Annotated in this window: 7 protein-coding genes; all 7 read right to left on the bottom strand. The window is 59.4% G+C overall.

What is annotated here, in order from left to right; all coding sequences use genetic code 11:
- Positions 1-161 precede the first annotated feature (161 nt).
- Complete coding sequence (locus tag VMY05_11720) at positions 162-3404, bottom strand: M14 family zinc carboxypeptidase (GenBank protein HUV31740.1); 3243 nt, start codon at positions 3402-3404, stop codon at positions 162-164.
- Between the two features lie 137 nt (positions 3405-3541).
- Positions 3542-4735: a diaminopropionate ammonia-lyase gene (locus VMY05_11715; protein ID HUV31739.1), complete on the bottom strand. Its 1194-nt coding sequence runs from the start codon at positions 4733-4735 to the stop codon at positions 3542-3544.
- Between the two features lie 225 nt (positions 4736-4960).
- Positions 4961-10345 carry a dockerin type I domain-containing protein gene (locus VMY05_11710; protein ID HUV31738.1) on the bottom strand — a complete coding sequence of 1795 codons (5385 nt, stop codon included), beginning with the start codon at positions 10343-10345 and terminating at the stop codon, positions 4961-4963.
- Between the two features lie 677 nt (positions 10346-11022).
- Positions 11023-13413 carry a C10 family peptidase gene (locus tag VMY05_11705; protein HUV31737.1) on the bottom strand — a complete coding sequence of 797 codons (2391 nt, stop codon included), beginning with the start codon at positions 13411-13413 and terminating at the stop codon, positions 11023-11025.
- Between the two features lie 458 nt (positions 13414-13871).
- Entirely contained in the window at positions 13872-17540 is a 3669-nt protein-coding gene (locus VMY05_11700) for a hypothetical protein (GenBank protein ID HUV31736.1), read from the bottom strand.
- 1724 nt (positions 17541-19264) lie between these two features.
- The gene (locus VMY05_11695) at positions 19265-20281 is read right to left on the bottom strand and encodes a peptidoglycan-binding domain-containing protein (protein HUV31735.1); all 1017 of its coding nucleotides are present in this window, start codon (positions 20279-20281) and stop codon (positions 19265-19267) included.
- Between the two features lie 588 nt (positions 20282-20869).
- A complete protein-coding gene (locus VMY05_11690; GenBank protein HUV31734.1) occupies positions 20870-22306 on the bottom strand; it encodes a catalase in 1437 nt (478 codons plus the stop codon).
- Positions 22307-22733: the final 427 nt, after the last annotated feature.

Raw genomic sequence — 22733 nt, 5'->3', positions numbered from 1 at the left:
TTTTTCAGATGTGATGACGCCACGTTGCCGGGGTCCGGCAATTGGCTTGACAATCAGGCGTTATGGAAGGCAGAGGTCACACAGCGGGCAAAAAAGAAGGCCGGCCGGGGCAGCCCGACCGGCCGGATTCGCCCCGGCCTTTGAGAAGCCGGGAAGCGGCTTCACTGGCAGAAATACAGGGGGTCACCCGATATGAACAGGTAGCTGATCAGCCGGGTCAGGTCGCCGATATCCACCACTCCTGCAAAGTCGCCGTCGCAGTTGGCCTCATCCGGACAGCACAGCGGTTCCTCGCTGATAAAGAGATAGTCGATAAGCCTGGTCAGGTCGCCGATGTCGACGATGTCGTCGGGATCGCAGTCGACGTTGCCGGACATACGGTAACAGCAGGTGCCCAGATACCTCACGTAGCCGGTGCGGAAGTCGATAAGGCGGGTCGGGACGGCACCCAGCCAGCCGGCCAGGCACTCATCGCCGCATCCGCCGTAAGTCGGCTGACCGGTAATGTCCGTGGAGAAGAAATCGTACACGTTCCTGGAGACGGCCAGGCGTTCCAGGGTCAGCGAGGGAGTGATCGGGTCGAGGGTGCCGACGGCCAGCGTGTTGTCACCGCAGCGTTCCCAGACAAACTTAACGGTCATGACGAAGGCGGTGTCGGTTCTGAGAAGGTGGAACGTCAGCCATACGAGAGCGGCGCTGTCGGTCGACATCGTCTGGCTCTGACCGGGCTGACTCGAACCGCTAAAGCTCCAGGCCACGCCCGCAATTGTCGTTCTGGCGCTGTCGCCGATCACGCGGGTGCGATGCTCGAACCAGTTCCACTCGCTGTAATCCTCGTCCAGAGTGGCGTCAAGCAGTTCCAGATGACGGGTGGAGTACTCGAGATTGAACTGAAAGGCCAGAAAGGCCTCCGAGCCGCCATGGAAACGAACGGCGACACGCGCCGTGTCGGTCTCCGGTACGATCACGCTATCCACCACTATCTCGTACGTGGAGTCCTGATCCGGGAGCGCGATGGCGGCATCCTTAGACGCATACCACGGAAGTGCCCCCGGTTCATGTCTGAAGAGGCCTTCGTAGCAGGGCTCGACGTCGCCCATGACGATATCGGTCAGGGTGTAGAGATCGGCAGTCGAAAGGGTCGCGCCGTCGCAGTTGACGTCAAACTGTGCAATCTGAGTGGGCGGGTCTACCGCAAAAGCCGATAGTCCGCTCAGGAAATAGTGATTGGCCACGACCAGGTCGGCCACCGTGCTGGTAACGCCGTCCACGTCAAGGTCTCCGGCGAAGATAGTATCGCAGGAGTCACCCAGACCGTCAAGGTCACTGTCGGTCTGGTCAGGATTGAAGACGTCCGGGCAATTGTCGACCGGGCATTCGTTCTCGGGATGATCGGGATCGCCGAAACCGTCACCGTCGGAATCGAAGCAGACGGCGCCGCTGGTGACGATCGTACCGGCCAGGGGTGACGGAAGGCTCCACTGGTCCTCGGCATCCTGCGCCCGCAGCCGGTAGTAGTAGGTACCGACGGGTTTGTCCGAGAAATGATACGGGGTGTCAGATAGCGTGGACGATATGACGTTTCCCACCGCAAACTCAACGGCAGGGTATACGTCGTCAATATAGATGCCCTCTTCGGAGACGTAGCCGTCCGTCACGTATGAGAAACGAAAGTACACGTCCTGCCCGACAAAGGCCGCCAGGTCGAAGACGGCCTGGACCCAGCCGCTCGAGGAGCCGGTAATGCCGTGGCCCGCGTTGCTGCCGTAAGGATCATACGTTGTCGTCAGGTTGCCCGGGATGGTGATGAACTCCGCGCCGTCCGTGGAGACACCGACGTAGGCATAGTCCCAGTTGGTTTCAATATCGTACCACGTCCAGAACCTCAGCGTGTCGCCCGGCTGGACGGTGCACGGATACTTTGAACGAAGGTCGTTCAGGAGCAGGTTCCCGCGCGTGGAGTAAAAGCTCGCCCCAGGGGAGTGACTCCGCACGCCGGATATCTCAAACCCGTCGTCCTCCCAGCGCGCGAAATCGACGGCTTCGTCAAGAACCCGCTGGTAGCCCTGCAACTCGGTCAATTCGAACGCCACCGCCGGGTTCAGGGTGTCGGAGAACGTCCAGGCAACGTCATAACCCGCGCTGTCCACCGTTTCAGGCAGCACGATCTGCGGCGTCGCCGGAGCACGCAACCGGTAGACCGACCCGGCAACCCGCGTCAGGAACAGGTTCGGCTCGAGGTTTTCCTGCACCAACTCGGGAACACGGTACAACGGCGGCCAGAAACCGTCGTCATCGCCGCCCACCTCAATGGTCATGGAAAAGACCCTGTCCTTGGTCATCTGCTCTCCGTACCCCCAGTCGTCGCTGTCACCGTTAACCGGGTAGAAGGCCCAGCCGGGAAGGGCCGCGTAACCGTTATGCGCCTGAATGGAATCCGCCATGGCATCGAAAAGATCGTTATCCGGCGTAAGAAACTGGTCGTACGACCAGGGCCAGACGACAAGATTGGAGAAGGAGTGATAGTAGATGCTGATCACGAAGTGGCGGCTTTCGATGAAGTCCCTCATGTTCTGCGTCTCGGGTTCGGAGAACGGATCGCTGCCACGGTATATCTCATCGGATGTGTAGGGCGACGAGCCGATGTCGTCATAGCCCCAGTTATAGCCGAAATTCCGGTTGAGGTCCACCCCGTACGTACCGTCACCGTTGTAGCGACGGTTCTTGCGCCACATGCCGCCGCCGTCAGGCTCTATCACTTCATTGTGGTAGTAACCGTCGGGATTGATCACCAGGACGAACCAGATTTCGCGTTCGTCCACAAGGTCGGTCACCTCCGTGATCGACCCGTAGTTGTCCGTCAGGTAGTCCATGTAATACAGCAGAAGCTCCGGCGTGATTACCTCACGGGCATGAATGGCGCCCGAGAAAAAAATTTCCGGCTCGTCCTCGTCGACATCCGGATTGTCGGAGATCTTGACCGCCCACATGTCGCGCATTTCAATCGTTTTGCCGATACTCTGCCTCGCCGAAACGATACCCGGGTGGTCGGCGATTATCGCATCGAGAGCAGCGTAGACCTCGTCGAGCGTCTTATAGCCGCCCATGTCGGTCGGCCGCATGAACATGCGTGAGCGGTAGAACTGCGCCAGGTCCTCGTGGATGATCTCCGTCCGAAACCCGAGCGAGTCCAGGCGGGCCAGTTCGTCGGGATTGGTAATCACGTCAAAGTAGTCGTCACCACGGGTCGCGACGTCAAGGTGCAGCCCGAGCAGATCAACATACTGCTGCTTGGTGTCGAAATACACTCGCGCCTGCTGGTTGTTCAGGTTTCCGGCCCGTACAAGGGCGGCAAAGGCCAGCAGGAAGACGAGCAGGCAGACAAGGTGTGCTTTGCGGCGCATGAATCTCTCCTGAAGTGGCGGGTATGTACGCCTTTCAATATAACATGACTTCCCGGCATGGCAAGGTCGAAATGTCTCGACGCCCGCGCACGACTGAACCCCGCCTGGTGTAAGTTATCGGTGTTTACGGTGGGGAGTTAATCGACATTGACGACCTTGCGGAAATTGACCGGGTCGGTCGCGCCCTCGGTGTTGATGAGCAGAATGGTGCTGTCACTGCCGAGACCGAGCGCCTCGCGGGCGGGCGCCAGCGAAGCGGCTTCACAGAGCGCCAGCAGGGCGCCAAGACCGGCGGCGCCGGATTCGCCCGACTCGATGCGTTCGTCCGATCGACCCGGGTGGTAGAACGTCCGCATGGCCCGCTTGCTAAACCGATCCGGAATGGACATGAATACGTCCACGACCTGTTTCACCACCGGCCAGGCAACAAGCGAGGGCGTGCCGCAGTTCAGGCCCGCCATAATGGTGTCCCGACTGCCGGTGGTCGAGCGGACGTCGCCGGACGATGAACGAGCCGACGCCAACAGGCAGTCCGCCGCGGATGGTTCGACGTTCACCAGCCCGGGTCTGCGACCTGACCGGCCCCGGACGTTGTGCCACGCTGCCGCCGCCGCCAGGCTGCCGACGCCGGACTGAATGAAGACAACGTCTGTTTCCACGGCCGGACTTCCGGCAAGGCTCTCGTCGATTTCCCGGAACAACGTCGTGTAACCGGCCTGGACCCATGCGGGAATCTCCATGTAGCCGGGGTAGGCGGTGTCGGAGATTATCTGCCAGCCGTTGAGGTCGGCGTCAGCGGCCGCCTGTTTCACCGCGTCGTCATAATTGCCGTCCACGATGAAAACCTTTGCGTTTTCCTTCTCGATACTCTCCACTCTCGCGCGAACGCTGCCTCGGGGCATGTAGATGACCGCCCTCTGCCCTACCAATTTCGCGGTCCATGCCACCGCCCGGCCGTGGTTGCCGTCCGTAGCCGTACAAAAGGTGACAGAGTTCCCTCGCGCGGCCTGATCCCGCCGGAAAAAGTCAGCTATCTCGAACGGTTTTCCCGTGGCCGCCTCAGACCGGCGTTTCAGGAAGCGGTATATCGCGTACGACGCACCCAGCACCTTGAAGGCGGACAGCCCGAGGCGGTGCGATTCATCCTTGACGAGAACCCGTCTCAAGCCGAGCCGCCCGGCCAGGGTCGGCAGCGACAGCAACGGCGTCGGCGCATAGCCCGGAAGAGCCTGGTGAAACGGAAAGATGTCGCGGCTCTCGAAGGCCGAGACTATGTCCGAATCGAAGTCCGGTTCAGCGCGACGATGGGGATTGATCAAATAATCACACATAAGCTGGACGCCACCTGAAAGAGCGGTTCACGTACTGACGGCCACCTGCATTCTAACACCTTTCGGCCACGAGTACAAGAGCAGCGGCGACCGTCGACGACGACAGCCGGCTCCCCTCCACCGGTATACACCGGCCCGCCCATCATTAAAAAAACCCGGCCCCTTTTGCTAAGGGGCCGGGTCGGTTTCATTCGATGCGTGATCGCATCACGCGGTGCTGACCGCCTACAAGCAGTGCTCCGGAAGCGGATTCGGCGAGATGAACAGGTAGGCAATCAGCCCCGTCAGGTCGCCGATGTCTATAATCCCTGCCGCATCACCGTCAACATTCGCCTCCTCCGGGCAACACAGCGTCGGAATGGGCGGGATGAAGAGGTAACGGATCAGCGCCGTCAGGTCACCGATGTCGACGATTTCCGCCGCATCACAGTCGATGTTACCGGTGAGCTGGTAACAGCAGGTGATACGCGGATCGACACAGGTGCACTCGACCGGTTCAGGGCCTCCGAGGTACAGGTAAGTAGTCAGGAAGTCGATGTCAGCGTAGTTGACCAGGCAGTCACCGTTGGGATCGCCGTTGGCCTTCGGATTCGGATCAGGCCCGTCGTTCTCGAACAGATCCGTCAGGAAGGTGATGTCATCCGAGTTTATGACTCCGTCGGTGTTGGCGTCACCGGGCAACTGGCCGGCGCAGGTGTCAGCCGGGCAGATCACGATGGCATACTCCACCAGCGTCTGGAATTCTCCGGTCTGCAACGGACACATGGGCGTACCCGGATCAACCGCGTTCTGGTTGTAGAACGTAAGGATATCCGGCAACACCGTCGGATAGCCGTAGACCTCGAGCGCGGGCGGTGCAGCCATCGGGCACGGCATGAGCGGCGGGCCGACGTAGTACTTGTCGTGGTGAATCGTGCCGTGCGGAGCCGAAACGTACCAGGCATCGTTGTGCAGACTCGCCCCGTGGGAACTGCCGACCGGCGGTTCGCCCTCCTGCATGTTGTAGAACGGGTCGGATATGCAGATAGCCGGGTCGGTCCTGCAGACACCGGCCACCGTCACGTAGTGTCCGCCGAAGCGGCAGCACTGCCCCGGTTCCGGTGAGTCAAGCTGCCAGAATCCCAGCAGCAGGATCACGTCCTGGCTCATCAGGACCTGCTCCTGGATGTCGGGGTACGTCGGGTTGGGCACCAGAGTGATCGTATACTCCTGGTCCAGACCGTGCGCGATCAGCCAGTTATTGGCACCGTCTGCCAGGTCGTAAATGAACGTGCCCCACGGACCACCCATCAGATTGGTACTGCAGTACGCGGCCAGCGAGTCAATAAACGGCATCACGTTGTTGGTATCGTGATCGTCCCATCCGCCCGTCGGATCGTACGACGTTACCAACGGATAGCCGTCGTTGGCCGGCGGGTTGCCCGGACCGGGCCAGAAGGGTGTGGGATCGACCGGATCCGGCTCGAACTTCGAGTCAAACCACCAGAAGCAGTTGGCCAGGGCCACCGGGCCGCAGTGCGTCCATTTGCCGCCGGGCACATCCACCCAGGCATCCTGCTTCTGATCGAAGTCCGGCATACCGTTGGGCGCATAGTCCTCGTACGGCGACTTGTAGTAGTCACAGGTGTCGACCTCAGGCTCCATGTCCACGTACGTGGTCACGATGTCCGTCTGTGTGCCTTCGACGTGATACATCGTGACGGTGCCTGAATCCGGACCGTCAATCGCCATCAGCCCCAGGTTATCACATGAGTCAAGGACGCCGCTGCCATTGTCACCCCAGCCTGTGGCCATATACCGCGTGAGCGTGTGCGGGTAGACCTGCAACCAGTAGGTAAAGATGACAGGACTCCCGATGGGCGCGGCCATCGGGTTGCCGCACATGTAGTCCATGTACGTCGTATCCTCACCGAACGCGAGCTTGACCGTAAGCGTGACTTCCTCGACGTGCTTCCAGATGACCGAGTCCGGAATCTGCTGGCTCGCGAACTTAAGAGTGTCGCAGAAGCTGAGTATCTTATCACCGTTGTCCCGCCACTCCGCGACATACCAGAGATCGCAGTAGTTCGGCCAGAGTTCGTGCCAAACACGATCGGTCGGGTTACCGTCGGATGGCAGGTACCCGTCCAGATTGTGGTCATACTCGTCTCCCGGCGTCGGCAGCGGCGTGGTGATAATATCAGTTTGCACTTCATAGACAAGCAACCCTACCGGATCGCCTTGCATAGGAGTGATTACTACGTTGTCGCCGTAGTCCAGGTACCCGTTGCCATTATCAGTCCAGTCGGTGATCTTCCAGGGCGTACAGTAGATCGGCCACACCTCGTGCCACCAACTGCCGACCGGATCGGTGATGGGATCGATATTCGGGTTCGGATCGAGGGCTTCCAGATAGTAGATGACCGGACCGCCGGTAGGTTCATTCAGCCCGATCGTGGGCGTCACCTTCTCGACGTGCTCCCAGATCTTCATGCCAGTAGCCGTGTGCGTGAAATCGATCGTATCGCAGTAGCTCAGCACGCCGTCGCCGTTGTCCACCCAGCTGGTGAGCTGCCAGGGTTCGTTGAAGTTCGGCCACAGCTCATTCCAGTAGGTGCCGACGGGGTTCCCGTCACCGGGCTTGTAGCCGTCGATGTTGTGCTTCACCTTGCCAAGCGTCGGCTCAGGCGGTAAATCAACCGGGCAAATGACAACTGCATATTCAATGATGGCGTGGATCGGCGCGCCCGTCGGGTCCATCGGAGTCATGTCGTTAATATCGTTCATGCCGATAAACGGCACAACATTGACGGGATTGACGGGATAGCCCAGCAACTCCAGCTGGAACAGCGGCGGCACCATCATCATGCAATTGACCACGCCAACATCATACCTGTCGTGGTGTATGGTACCGTGCGGGCCGGAAACCAGCGCCGCGTCGTTGTGCAGGCTCGCCGCATGGGCCACGGCCTCGTTGTTGTCGAAGAACGGGTCGGAGATGCACAGTGCCGAGTCAATCACATCGGTGCACGTCCCGGCCACGGTCACGTAGTGGCCGCCGATGCGCTCGCAGTACGGCGGCTCGCCCGGGAACTCTTCGTAGAACCCGATCAGGAGAATCACATCCTGGCTTCTCAGGACCTCCTCCCGAATGTACTCGAAACCGTGGTCGGTAACGTCATCCACCGGGAAGACCTCAATGGTGAAGAGGGAAGTCAGGCCCGTCTTCGTGAGCCAGTCCCGCGCTCCCTGTTCGAGGTCAAAGATGTTCGTGCCGCTCCTGCCGGTTCCCGGCGGGTTGGTATTGCAGTACAGGGCCAGAGAATCAACGAACGGCATCACGTTGTTGGTGTCGTGGTCGTCCCAGGCGCCCTGCACCTCGTAGGACTGCACCAGCGAATAGCCGTCGTTGGGTGCCGGGTAGCCCGGGCCGGGATAGAACGGCGTGGGGTCCACCGGATCCGGCTCGAACTTGGAGTCGAACCACCAGAAGCAGTTGGCCAGGGCCACCGGACCGCAGTGTGACCAGCCTCCGGTCACCGGCGAAGTCCAGGCATCCTGTTTCTGGTCGAAGTCCGGCATGCCGACCGGCGCGTAGTCCTCGTACGGACCTTTGTAATATTCACACGTGTCCGCAGGCTCCTCGGGACACTCGCAGATATCGCAGTTTATCACCAGGAGGTACGGGCCGTGGGTCGCCTGCTCGGAAGTAATCTTAAGGTACAGCGTGGTCCCGGGCAGATAGCAGTTGCCGGGATCCTGGCAGTCGTACTGCGAGTCCTGACCCTCGGCGTCCGGGAAGGTGCCGTTGTGGTCGAGGTTTGAGAACAACTGCGTGGTGCAGTCATCCGCGTAGACCGTCAGGGCCGGGTTCAACCCGCCGCCATAGGCGTACTGGTTCGGCGTGTCGTCACCGAAGACGCGCACGTGCAGGCAGTAGCACGCATCCTCCGGCAAAGTGACCACCCACCAGTCCTCGTCGCCATCCGTGATATCCCCGCAGTAGGCGGTCTCACAGGCGGCATAGTCGGCGTCCGTGCACTGGTCGTTCGGCTCTGTCTCGTCTCCGCCGGCCGTCTTGCCGTCCGGCGGGTTGTCAATGCAGTCCCAATCGACGACGCTGCTGGTCACCTGAACGTCGGCACAGAACTCAGACGTATTGTTGGCCCCGTCCGTCGCGGTTGCCGTCACGAAATCACCCGCTGCCAGCGCAGTCGTCGAAAGAGTCCAGCCACCGCCGCCGTCCAACACGGCGTCGCCGAGGTATATTTCACCTTCACCGTAGCCGGTCGGGTCCAGCTGGGCCTTAAAGACCTCGACAGTGGTCATGCTCGCTTCGTACGTTCCGGTGATGGTGGTCGTACCGCCGGAAAAGGAGGCACCGGTGATCACCGGGAAATTCATCTCCTCGTTTCCCTTGTCATCGAGGTCCCCGGGATCGTTGAGCGTCACGCCGTCATTCTGCAGGTCGATCCCCAACCCACCGTTGTTGTGGATGGAGTTCTGGGTGATTTTATTCCCGTCACAGTTGGTGTTGTCGTACAGGTCTTCCCAGACGGCTACGCCATCGGTCCCGTTATAGGCGATCTCGTTGAGGTCAACGGTGTTAGATGGAGCGAAGCCGAACTGCCCGGGGCCGTACTCGCCGATGGCGACACCGTGCATGCCGTTGCCCAGCGGGTTGCGATTGACGTCAAGACCGATCAGGTTTCTAGTAATGGAGTTCGAGTGGCTATGAATCGGCGGGGCCGGATACTGCTCGTTCGAGTATCCCTGTATCCCGACACCGTCCCAGCCGTTGCCGGAGATGACGTTGTCCTGAATGAGGTTGTCATGGGCACCTTCGCACAAACAGACGCCTTCATGATCATTCTGAATGGCGCTGTTACCCCTGATGTCGGTTCCGATGTAGCAGTCGTGGACACTATTGAAGCCCACGTCACCGGGCTGTTTCGGACCCTCGATCCACACACCGTCGGACCAGTTCCCGGATATGAGACTGTAGTTGACAATATTCTGCACCGCAGTTCCACCGGGCTGGTTCAGGATATGGACCCCGGCCCACAAACTGCTGGTCGCCCGGCCATTACCCTTGTCCGCATACCCGGTCACATCAGTACCGATGAAACAGCCTTGGACTATGTTGGAGGAAGCTTCCATGATCCCTTCGATACGAATCCCGTCGTACTCGAAGGCTTCGATCCCAAGGGCTATGATGAGGTTGTTGTTCGACTGAACCCACAGACCGTGAGCGGGGCCGGCGTTGCTGCCGTTGATCACAATCTTCAGGACGACCGTCGACGGTGGGGTCGTCCCCAAACTGGCCCCGGTCTGGGTGAGGCCATTAATGGCTACACCGGCCGGGTCGGTCAGCGGCGGAAGCTGATTGATCGGGTAGATATAGTGCGGCCCGGTCCCCGGGATGGCAAAGTTGATCATATCGGACCCGGTAGTGCTGTTGGCCGAGTTGATGGCCCACCGCAGAGTCCCGGCCGTCCCGTCGTCAGCCGTACTCGTCACGGTAAACGTGGCGGTTGGCTCTGCTCTCTGCGGCTGCTGCGGATCGGCTGCCGTCCCCAACGCCAACAGCACGACCACGCAGAGAGCAATCAGTATTACTCTTGCTTTCATAATCCCTCCCCGGGATTCTGGTGTGTTATATAGTATGTCTTGCGGCCAGGCGTATGACTACACCAGCCTCATTCATATTCAGATAGCACGGCGCATGTAAGTAAAGTGAGCGCAAACCGGAAATAATATCGTCTGCCTGCTTGTTCACAATATATCGGTAGCCTCAAACCGTGTCAACACTTTTATTTTGCGGCACAAGGGAATACGGGCGCGAGCGCGTGCGCCGACTGTCGGTTACCACACTGGCTATACCTGCGCGCACCGGACCGGGAACAGCCAACACTTGCAGGCACCTGCACAGTGACTGGCACCTTCGTGTACCGCGCCCGGTCGCGTCCGGCACATGATCACACGACCGCTGAATCGGCCGTGGAGCGGAAGAGACTGATCGCGTGTATTCCCCCGTCCTGCCGTAACTTGCCGCCGCGCCACCACCGGCCAAGACAACGGCATCGTGCCACACCCGGCTGTCACGGATAGCCGCGACAGCGCTACCCGGGCGGCGTCAGCAATGGCTCGACCGCTCCTGCACCGCATGCGGCAAACCGGTCACCTTCCCGCATTCATGTGACGGAATTCACAAAGAACGCCCGGCGATGTGTGACAAGATCACTCATCGCCGGGCTGAGCCACAACTTGTCGCCGCCGGTCGGCGTCGGGACATCACTTCACGCGTGCTATGGGCACGGAGCCGGATCCGGGTTGGGTGAAATGAACAGGTAAGCGATCAATCCCGTCAGATCACCAATGTCCACAAGGCCAGCCGGGTCGCCATCGATGTTCGCCTCTTCCTCACAGCAAAGCGTGGGCGTCGGCGGAATGAACAGGTATCGAATCAATTCGGTTAGATCGCCGATATCGACAATCTCTTCCGGATCGCAGTCAATATTGCCGGTAAGGCCGCCGCAGCAGGAGCCGGTCACCTGCACGTCATCAATGTACCAGCCTTCCTCGACGGCGGCGCCGTCCGAGCCGAAGCGAAACATCAACTGCACCACGCCGGAGTAGGCTGCCAGGTCGAATTGGACCTGGCTCCAGTCGTGCGTGCCCGAGAAGCACGGAGTCCCCGGCTCAAAGGGGCTGGCCGGGTTGTCGATGATGGTGTATGGATACCCGCCGACGGGATCTACCTGCGTCCACTGGCCGTCGCCGGATGAGATCATCACTATGCTGCCATCCCAGGCGGTGGTCTCATCGCCGATCTCGGCATCGATCCAGTGCCAGAAGTCCAGAACCGGGTTCTGGGGAAGCAGGAACGGTGGTGTTATCAACCCTCCATCGGCGTTATTAGTGTACTCGACTGCTCCCATAGCACCCGCCTTGAAGGACGTGGTCGCGCTGTGGGACCGGTAGCTGTCCAGATGCCATTCGTCAACGTACGTGGGGATGACCGGCCAGTGCTCCCAGTAACCGGGTCCGCTTTCAAGATCGTCTTCAAACCCGGGGGTGTCCCCGATAAAGAGGTAAAGGGTGTCGGTACCGACGTAACCTCCGATAGCCGTCAACTCCATCTCCAGAACCGCTACGTGCGGGTCCGGGCACCCCGGGAGAATACCGACATAGTACTCCGTCGGCGCGGTAGCGCTGTCACCCCAGACAATGGCATCGGCAATGCCCAGAGAATCTACGCCGAACGTGATGTACGGGTCGTCGGTGCTAAGTTTGCCGGCCACGTAGTATGCATCCCACCCGCGATTGCGTACCGTGACCGTGAGCCGAGGGACCTCGTCCGGGTCGGCGTGGCCGTCCCCGTCGCCGGAGGCGTCATTGAGCGTGTAACCGACAAGTTCGAGCACCGGATCGATCTGGGGCACAATGTGAGTCAGCATCCACTCTATTTCGGCCGGACACAGCGATTCGGGTTCCCAACTGCAATACAGACTGTCGAGCACAAACCAGGTATTGAAACTTCCGCCCCAACCGTAGTTCATGTGGTACTCATACTGCCCGTACTGGTCCCGATAGCCGTCGCAGACAATGGAGTGCCTGCTGATGACGTATTGCGCCGGTCGACCGGCGTCGATCTCTTCCTGGATGAGGCCAAACCATCCGGCCAGATCGTAACCGGCGCGGAACTCCTGGCTGATGTCGGCACTGTACTTGAAGTAGGTCGGATACGCTATCAGTCCCCTGGAAACCGAGGCGCCGGAGCCGCAGTGCCCGTAATTCATGTTGAAGGCCACGCCTACCTCGTAGTTCAGTTCAGCCAGCGCCGCCTCCTGGGTCGGAGAGCAGCCGGTGCCGCAGCTATCCGGAATGTTCGCCCAGCCATACGAGTCCGAGAAATCCGCGGACAACTCCTGCCCCGGGGTCGAACCATTGCAGGAGAAGTCACCCTCCCAATAGTAAGAGTAGCTGCCGACCCCGATGGCTGGCCATTTCCAGAATTGCATGATCTGTGCCGCGGCGGTGGCCACGCACCCCACCACGCAGCGCCCCCCGTCCCCCATCGGGCAGTAGTCCCAGTAGGGATCGCTCTGATGCCACTTGGAAGTCAGCAGCGGACCAGCCTCGGCGGCGGGCTGCATCCGGGCAGTCGTTATTTGAGCCCTGTACTCCTCGGCGGGCAACGTAAGAACGTCCCACCGGGACCTCTGCTCGCGTCCGAACAGTGCGTCGCCCGTGGCGGGCTGCGGCGCCTCGAGACTGCCGAACCTGTCGGCATAGATGGCCAGGCGGTCCGACAACATTTCTCTGAGCAGCAGGAGAAAACCGCCCTCCTGTTTTTCGTCCAGGTCGGACTCGTCCGAGTAGGCCTTGACCGGTAACATTTCCTTGAGGACCGGTACCACCACGAATCCTCTCGGAGAGATGCTGTAGTACCTGGCCAGCAGGGTATCGCCGGAAGTTATCTCGTTAACGCCCACGATGCCGGGATTGGTCTCACCGGCCCAGACGCCTTTCTCGAGCACCATCTGTGTAAGCCAGTTCTGACAGACCTGTTCCATTTCCGCGACGGTGGCCAATTCCGCTTTGACCGCCGGTGCCGGGATCAGACAAACTGAAAATACCGCCGCCGATACAACGACGATTAGGCCCCTGAAGACTGCTTTGAAATCGCTCAGCATGTCGGTCGCCTCCCGTTGTGGCTAAGGTTATGTATGATTTGTTCGCGCCGAGAACCAATCCTCCCCTTCGGCCTGCCGACCATTGTCCCCATCAAAAACATACCCGGCCGCGATATCGTTGGCCATACTGCGGCCAGCAGTCGGGAGGAACATCCGGAGGTATGGAGACTCAGACGTCTGGAGTTTCGCCGCATAAACTGCCTCGTACTCGGTGAGGGGTACGCAGAAAGTATACTATCAATATACGGACATGGGCTGTTTTGTCAAGGTTTGAGCTCCGTCAGGCCGCAAAATCGACACCGACTGAAACCCCTCCACGGCCTGCACTGCTCGGGGACTTCGGCCCAAGTCCGGTGACCGAAGACATCTTGAAACGCTATCGCCGGCAGAAAAAAGACCGGCCACCCGCTGAGCGCGCGGGCGGCCGGTATGGTTTCGTTTATGTGTCGGCCGGTTCGTTACGGACAGGCGGCCGGTTCAGTATTGCTTATGAACAGATAGTCAATCAGCGCCGTCAGATCGCCGATGTCGACGACGCCGTCCCCGTCGCCGTCCGTGTTCGCCTCTTCCATGCACTCAGGCACGGTGTTGCTGATAAACAGGTAGTCAATCAGGGCCGTGACGTCGCCGATATCAATGGTTTCCTCGGGATCACCGTCCACGTTGCCGGTCAGGCCGATACAGCAGGTGGGAGCACAGGCCGGTCGCACATGATCGTTTACCCACTTCCGGGCCTTGTAGACGTTGTTCACAAGCTCGGTCGACGGGCCGTTCCGTACGCTCGTCACGACGGAGTAAATGAACAGCGTGTCGTCGGGACCGATCGTCTGGTTGTTAAAAAACGTCATGACGGCGTGCTGGTCGGCCCCGGTCATTTCGGCCGAGTAGCTGGGCTGCTGCATATTGGTATAGATCTCCTCGGGCACGAAGCCGCCGGTGGGATAGAGGAAGATCGAGTTCAGCGCCGTGTAGGCACCGTACGGCTGGGCCGAGGTGTCGATACAGGCGTCGTCATACCCAATACCGATCAGGGCCTGGCCGCCGAATCGCGCCTCGTTGCTCTGACAGCCGAAACCAAGTCCCTGCTGGTAGATCAGCCTGGCCGCAACGTCAAACCCGCCGAGGTTGTCGACTCCGGAGGCACTGGGGATGTCCCAATCGACGGCCTCACCGATGGCCAGCCCGCTGTGCTGCTGACCATCCCAGGAATACACCTTCAGGCACTGAATCACGAACGGGCAGCTGTCCGCCTGAGCGGGAGCATACCATGTCTTTTCCAACGCGATGGACAGGTCGGCCGTGACGAACGTTCCCGACTCGTACACCTGATACTCACCGGTCTGCACCGTCGGCACGGTCGGGTTGCCGTCAAGGGGCACGTTGAAGGTGCTCTTGCCGAACAGGAAGTAGTCCGCCACGTACTCCTGACCGGTGTACCGGGCGATGACCGGCGTGCCGTCGTACATGTACGCGAACTCGCAGTCGCCCTGGTCCGCGTAGTCCAGAGTGAGCGTAGGGCTTCCCTGGTTGCCGAAGTTGCCGCTGTTGGCCACGATCAGCGAAACGCAGGGAGTCGTAATGGTGTCGAAGGTTGTCTCGGTGATGAACTCGCAGGCGTCCCCGATACCGTCACCGTCGGTGTCCGTCTGGTTCGGATTGTACACGGTCGGACAGTTATCAAGCGGGCACGTAGCCAGCGGATAGCCGGGCGCCCCGAAACCGTCACGGTCGGAGTCAATGCAGTCGTCACAGGCGTCGCCGATCAGGTCACCATCGGCATCCGCCTGATCGGTGTTGGCCACGCTCGGGCAGTTGTCGCAGCCGTCCGGCACGTCGTCCCCGTCGGAGTCGGTCTCGTCGGCGCACGGGATGATGGTCTTGAACATGGAGCGGCCGTGCGTGGCGGCCACCAGCAGACGCGTTCGCGCGTTCATTTCCAGGTCGTGGACGCAGGTGACCGGCATGCCGGTGCCCAGCGGAGCCCAGGACCCGCCGAGATCATGAGTCACGAACACGCCGACGTCGCTGCCGACGTACAGCGTCTGGTTGTCGTGCGGATCGATGATGACGTCGTTAAGCGGCGCGTCCGGCAGGTTCGAACTGATGTCGGTCCAGCCCGAACCGTAATTGGCCGTCCGGAAAATGTGGGGCAATGTCGAACCGTTCGAGATATACCCCGAAAGCGTCACGTAGCAGACGGCCGCATCGTACGGGTCGACCGTCAGCCGCGTAACCCAGCGGTCGGGCAACACGCCGTCGATCCGCGTCCAGGAGGCCCCGTCGTTGGTGGTAACGTGCACCGTACCCACCCTTGACCCTGCGTACACTACCTGGCTGTCGCTGCGCGCCACTCCCATGGTCGTGATGTAGCGGGACGACAGGGCGGAACTGATAGCCGTCCAGTTCTCCGCGCCGTCAGCCGTCCGGTACACGCGATCGGTCCCGTAGTAGAGAATGTTCGGGTGGACGGGGTCCATCGCCACCGGCGTGTTCCAACCGTGCGGTTCGGTTCCGCTCGGGTCGATACCGTTCTGCGCCCAGCTGAAGCTGAATCCGCCGTCCGTGGACTTGGCCAGATTGCCGTTCTGCGATTCTACGTAGATTACGTTCGGGTTGGTGTAATCGACCAGGCAGTAGAAGCCGTCACCACCGTAGATTTCGTCCCAGTCGCCGGTGCTGCCGCTCATGGTGCGCATCGTGCCGTTATCCTGGGTGCCGCCGTAAATATGGTCCGGGTTGTTGTAGTCGACCGTCATGGCGTAGAACTGTGTGTTGGCCATGTTTCGGAACGTGGTCCAGGAATACCCACCGTTGTTCGTGTAGTTGACCCCGCCGTCACAACCGTTATACACGACGTCGGGATTCGTCGGCAGGATACACATGGCGTGGTGGTCGACGTGAGTGCCGCCCGAGGCGTTAAACCAGTTGGCCCCGCCGTCCTCGCTCTTCCACAGGCTCACTCCCAGCGAGTACACGATGTCCGGATATCCCGGGGCTACTCGAATCTGCCCGAAATACCACGCAAAACCGCCGTAAGTTCCATACAGCTCCCCGTCGTTCGTCCGCGTCCAGGCGACCCCCAGATTGGTGCTCTTGTATATCCCCAGCAGGTCCTGCGTGGCGCCATCGACGTGGATCGCGTACACCGTCTCCGACTGCGGGTCGAGCGACAGGCCTATGCGGCCGATATTGCCCGGCGCCGGAAGTCCGCCGGTGCCTGAGATCATCGTAAACGTGTCGCCGTGATCGGATGATTTCCATATCGCGCTCGTGGCGCCCGAGTACACAATGTACATGGCCGCGAACACCGTCCCCGTCGACGGATGCAGGGCCACGTCAACGCAGCCCGTCTGAGCATCGACAAACAGGATCTTTTCCCAGTTCGCGCCACCGTCCTGAGATCGGTACAGCCCCCGGTCCATGCTCGTGCCGGTGCCGAACACCTGGCCGAGCACAGCCACGTAGACCGTGTCCGGGTGCAACGGATCGATGACAATCCTGCCGATCAGGGCGCTGTTCGGCAGGCCCACCAGGTTCCACGTCGCCCCCCCGTCGAGACTCTTGTACACCCCCGTGCCCTCGTAGTCATCGATCGCCGCCGTCGGCTCGCCCGTACCCACGTAGATCACGTCCGGGTCCGACGGGTGAATCGCCACGGCGCCGATTGAAAACGTTCCCACGTCGTCGAATATGGCCGTCCAGTTTCCGCCCAGATCAGTCGATTTGTACACGCCGCCCGCCGCCGAACCGGCGTAAATAGTGTTCGGATCCGACGGGTGAACCGCAATCGAGGCTATTCGGCCCGGAATGTTGGTCGGTCCGGTCTCCTGCCACGTTACCGCGTCACCCCCCATAGCCCTGTACTCCCGGCGCGCTATCCGCGCCTCGTCCAGGGCCTCCAGGTACTGGTCCTGCGGAATCCGGTCGTAGGGATACGCTCGCTGCTCGTAGAACCACGTGTTTGGTCGGCGCAGCAGTTTCGGCCGTTTCCCATCTCGTTTGAACCGATAGAATTCCGCGTCCGCCCTGTCCAGCTCCCAGGGTGCTCGCTGGTTGAACGGCTCAAACCACAACAGCGCCGCTGCCACTATCGCGCCGAACAGACCGATTGCCATGAGTTTTCTCATTGGGTACACTCTCAGACTTTACAACAGTTAACGTTTAGAATTCGATACAAAAAAGAAAGACCAAGGTAAGTAAGGATTTCAGAGATCCACCTCTAACCTCGTTTCCACCCTGTAAGTATAGGTACTGCGGCGCGAATGTCAACGAAAAAAGTACTGATTTTGACCACGTTTAGACCCGGCCAGAGCCGGCCCTCTTCAAATACCGTACCACCGGCTGAAAAGCATCAAGAGCGGCGCTTCAGGTACACCGTTTCCGGATCGAAATCGATCGGCACGCCGGCGTCATTCGATTCACCAATATAAAGGCCCGGACAGTCTTGAAACTGTCCTGCCGGCGGCATTGCGTTTGACCGGCCAATCTGTTGCCCACATAGGCCCATCAGAAACGTTCAATACTCAAACTCTTCGATTTGCCGGACTATTCTCAATTAGACCTTGACACCAGACTGCTGAGAAGACATTGTATGACGGACTAAAGCAGCAGGGTTAACTCAGCCGGCCGACTCGGGCGGGAACGGCAGCCCCCGCCTGAAGCCGACATACTGTTCACACAGGCTCGTTGTGTTCTACAATTTTTCATTCCTAACCAATCCGGAAAGGGAAACAAGGCATTGTGCCCTCGAAATTCCAAACTTGCCCGCAGCGCTACTGTGGCCGTCCACCTACACTGTACCCAATCCGACGAATGTTGCCTGGCCTGGCCCAGGTGCTGCCCCTCCCGGCTGGCCAGCCGGCGGGGTTAACATTAGTGGTTTACATGTCGCCCGACCGCCTCATACACCGGTCGGCGGCGTTCTAACTGCCGGTGTACCGCCTCCCGGCCTGGCGGGCCCGCCACCCGTGTATGCGGTCTCGGTCTATAAGATCAGAAACCAAGCCATCGCCCCTTATATCGGCGGCCCGGCAGGTATCCTTCGAAACTCGTTACTGCTACGCATTCACAACCGGGTAGCCCCAGGGATCGTTGCAGCCGCGCCAGGTACATTCCATGCGTACTACCTCCCTTGGGAAACCCGTGGTGGGATGATATATATGACAATACCTAACCCACCGCTGGCGAGGTTCTTCTTCACCGCAAAACTTAGTGGTTGCTCTGTCTTCGCATCAGGACCACAGAACAACCCAACGTTGTATCACTGTGGCATAGACAGCGCGGCCCCCTTTGGGGTAATGGCAGGCGGCGGTCCGGGGGTGGCCGGGGTGGGGCTCGGGGTAACGTCGCAGATGATCTGGCACGCCCTTGTGCTTCACTACCGACCCGCTCCTGTTCCGATGCCACCTCCAGGTGACATACCTCAGGGGGTTGATAAAACCGATTATCAAGACGATGGAATTACTGTGGGCCCTGGCGTCCCCGCGCCATTTGTGGGAATAGGGCCCGCTCCATTAGGACCGTTAAGACCTACAACAGTGCGAGCGGATGCGTTGGAGCAAGCCCTTCGGGCAGCCCCTCCGGCAGGGTACGGCGATAATACTGCAACCGTGGAGCCCATGGGTGCCGTGTTCGGACGATGTGATGCCGCCAATAATTGGAGCTTTTATCTTCAGGAGTGGGCCTGGATCAGGTTTCGCCGCCGTAGGAAGGCATTCTGGACGCGGCGGCGGACGGGGGCTCTCTCGGTAAATACCATGGTGAATCGCCCGATTCAACTTACGCAGTTTTTCCCGCCGTCGGTGCCACCAGCCGCGCCTTTGCCGAGAGCCTGGGATATACATTTCCCCTATTAGCCGCCGCAGGCATCCACGAGAGCACGCCGGGTGGCGTCGTCGGGTTTGCCGGTCGGCGTCAGATCCTGCGATTCCTGGAAGTCACAGAGAGCACCCTGCAATTCTTCATCGAAATCAGGATCTTCCACAGAGTCGTCACCGAGGTACCCCAGATTGAGCAGCCGCTGGATCACACCCTGCCGGGTCGTGACGGGATCAATCATACCCATCATGAAGATTAGTTCGTGGCCGTCAATGCGCAGTACCACCTGTGTTGCATCGGGAGGCACCCAGTGGTCGATTTCGCCGTTGGGGCCGGTGGTTCCCTGGTAGGGGTCAGGTAGTTTTTCTACTTCCAGGGTGTATTTGGTATTCGCCATGGCCTTGCCGTCGATGACCAGATTGACCCTGAACTTGGAAGGCACCCCCTTTGTCTTCACGGTGTACCGTTTGCCTATCGCGGCTGCCTCCTCTTTCTGCCGTAAGGCCGGGATTTGTACGGTATCACCTTCAAACAGGATATTGGGGTCCTCGCGCAGTTCCCTTAGTTTCCGGTTGCCCTCATCCTGCCACAGGGCCTCGGGGAAGAAGCCGTAGAGAAAGGCAATGCTCTCGATGCATTCGCCCGGCTTGACCGTGTGCGTTTTCGGCCCTCTTGTATCCGCGGTGGAGATTTCTTTCCACTCCGTTTCGGTGCGGCCGGCCTCCGAGCCGCTGCCCACCTTGCCCGTTTCCACCAGCTCCCAGGCGTCCTTGTCGCGCCGGTACAGGCAGAAGCGCCATTTGCGCTTGAACTCCAGTGGTTCGAACCGGGCGATGCCGTCTCTGCCGGTGAAACCGGTGCTCTCCATGTCGTCATCACGCCTCAGAGCCACGGCCACGCCTTCCAGCGGCTGGTCGTCCTCCCCGACAACCGCGATTTCGATTGCAAGCTGCAGAACGATGTCCGACCTTTTCCCGCTCGCCGCACGAAGAGCCTCACGAGGCCCGCTCATGGCAATGTTCAGGTCCTGACGGTGTCGCGGCAGTGTCACCACTCGGTCTCCCATATGAACGGCGCAGTCCCCGGCAGGCATCGTGCAGCGTTGGGCACCGTTGCACGCCTCACGCGAAACAGCAGTACGTCACCCCTTTTGTCACAAGATCTGTTGATTCGTAATTCAGAGTAACAGTTGCCGAGGCTATGGATGTCGGACCCGGTTGCAAGACGATGGGTTCCCACTTCTTCGTATCCCCTGTGCTAAGACCACTTAGCCCACAATATACGCCCACCGTCACACCAGTCAATGGATTTACCGATGTCGTCATAGAGTTTTCGTACGTGCCTCGGGACCGGATGAGCCTCACGCGGCAGATAACCTTCTACTCCGGGTGTATGATGAAAAAGCCGCCTCACAATTCGGAGAAAATAGGTGAACATTGGTGTCATACCACGGAAATACATTTGCACCGTCCCGCACTCTGTCCTCCCACTTGAATGTGACCCCACCGATCAAACATTCCCGGAGGTTCTGCCGCTGGGCCGTGGCAAAGGGTTATTGTCATAAATACGGACATCATTACCACCTGGCGAAACACTTGCTTTCGCCGGAGGAGGCTGCTGCCTTCTTATCATTTTGAAACTAACGCCCCAGCGCTTTCCTGACACCTTCTGCGTAGGCTGGATCCGCTTTGGCGAAATGCTCAAGTTGTCGTTTGATGATCTCGTCCGGGACTCCATCCATCGCGCCGGCGACAGCCCGGTGAAGCCGGTTCTGCTCATCATCGGGCATCAGTCGGTACAAGTTGCCCGCCTGAGTGTAGTCGTCATTTCCTTCGCGATGATCGTACCGGTCCGCATCTCCGGAGAGCTTCAACGGCGGCTCCTTGAATCGAGGATCCTCGACGGGTCCGCCCTGGGTGTTCGGTTCGTAATTGACATCGCCCCCCCGGTTACCGTCGAAACGCATTGACCCGTCGCGGTGATACGTATTCGCTTCGCACCTGGGACTATTGACCGGCAAGCTCTCGTAGTTCACGCCCAGACGATAGCGATGGGCATCGGCATAAGAGAAGACGCGGAATTGGAGCATCTTGTCCGGACTGTGACTGACACCGGGGACTACGTTTGCAGGAGAGAAAGCGGCTTGCTCTACCTGTGCGAAGTAGTTCTCAGGATTCCGGTTCAGTTCCAGGACGCCGACGTCAATCAGGGGGAATTCGCCGTGCGGCCACACCTTGGTCAGGTCGAATGGGTTATAGGAAGTCTTCTCAGTTTGCTCTTCAGTCATCACTTGAACCTTGAGGTTCCACCTGGGGAAGTCACCTCTTTCGACAGCTGTAAACAGGTCCCGCTGGTGACTTTCCCTGTCCTTGGCGATGATAGCTTCAGATTCCTCGGCCGTGAGACACTGAATACCCTGCGCCGTCTTGAAGTGGAATTTGACCCAGGACCGCTCGTCCCTGTCGTTGATGAAGCTGTAGGTGTGACTGCCATAGCCGTTCACATGGCGGTAACTCCGCGGGATTCCCCGGTCAGAGAAGAGAATCGTAACCTGGTGTAAGCTCTCGGGCGACAGCGACCAGAAGTCCCACTGGGCAGTGTTGCTTCTCAAGTTGGTTTTCGGGTCTCGTTTCTGCGTGCGGATAAAGTCTGGAAACTTGTAGGGATCCCGGACAAAAAACACGGGCGTGTTGTTGCCAACCAAATCCCAATTCCCTTCCTCGGAGTAGAACTTGATAGCAAAGCCCCGTACATCACGTTCAGCATCGGCCGCGCCACGTTCACCCGCAACCGTCGAGAACCTGAGGAAGCAGTCGGTCTTCTTCCCGACTTTTGAGAAGATATTCGCCTTAGTGTACTCAGTGATGTCGTTGGTGATGGTTAGAGTACCAAAGGCACCCGAGCCCTTCGCATGAACGACACGTTCGGGAATACGCTCACGATTGAAATGAGCGTGCTTCTCAAACAACTGCCAATCCTGGACCAACAATGGGCCACGCGGTCCGGCGGTCAAAGAGTTCTGATTGTCACCAACTGGAATCCCAGCTGATGTCGTCAACTGCTTCTTCTTTTTCATCACTTCCTCCGGAGTTTATGTTCTACTGGTCCATGTGCAGTTTCAGCTTAAAGTGGACAGGAAGGGGGGGCTGGTCAAGAGGTGGTTTGCCAGATTGTCTTTGAAGAAGGCAGGGTGCTATGAGCCCCGGCACGAACGGGGCCCTGAAGCCGTTGTCAACAGGGAGGTTACGCTACCTCTAAATAATCCGGCGCAGAGGCAGGGATTCTCCACCGGGTGTTCTTGTAACCTGTTGGAGTGTGGTAAAATACGCCGTAACTGGCTTAACAGGATAGATTTAGGTTTCTTTGTTTCTTTTTGTCTGGTTTTGTCTGGTTGTGTCTCTTTTTGTCTCCCGTGGTCACAGGTTGGACACAGCGACCAGGGGCGCTAACGCAAGACAAAAAAGCCCGGCGGTGTAAGCACACCAAACACCGCCGGACCGATG

The sequence above is a fragment of the Acidobacteriota bacterium genome (assembly GCA_035529075.1).
GTDB lineage: Bacteria > Zixibacteria > MSB-5A5 > GN15 > FEB-12 > DATKXK01.
This window is presented reverse-complemented; position numbering and strand designations above follow the sequence as displayed.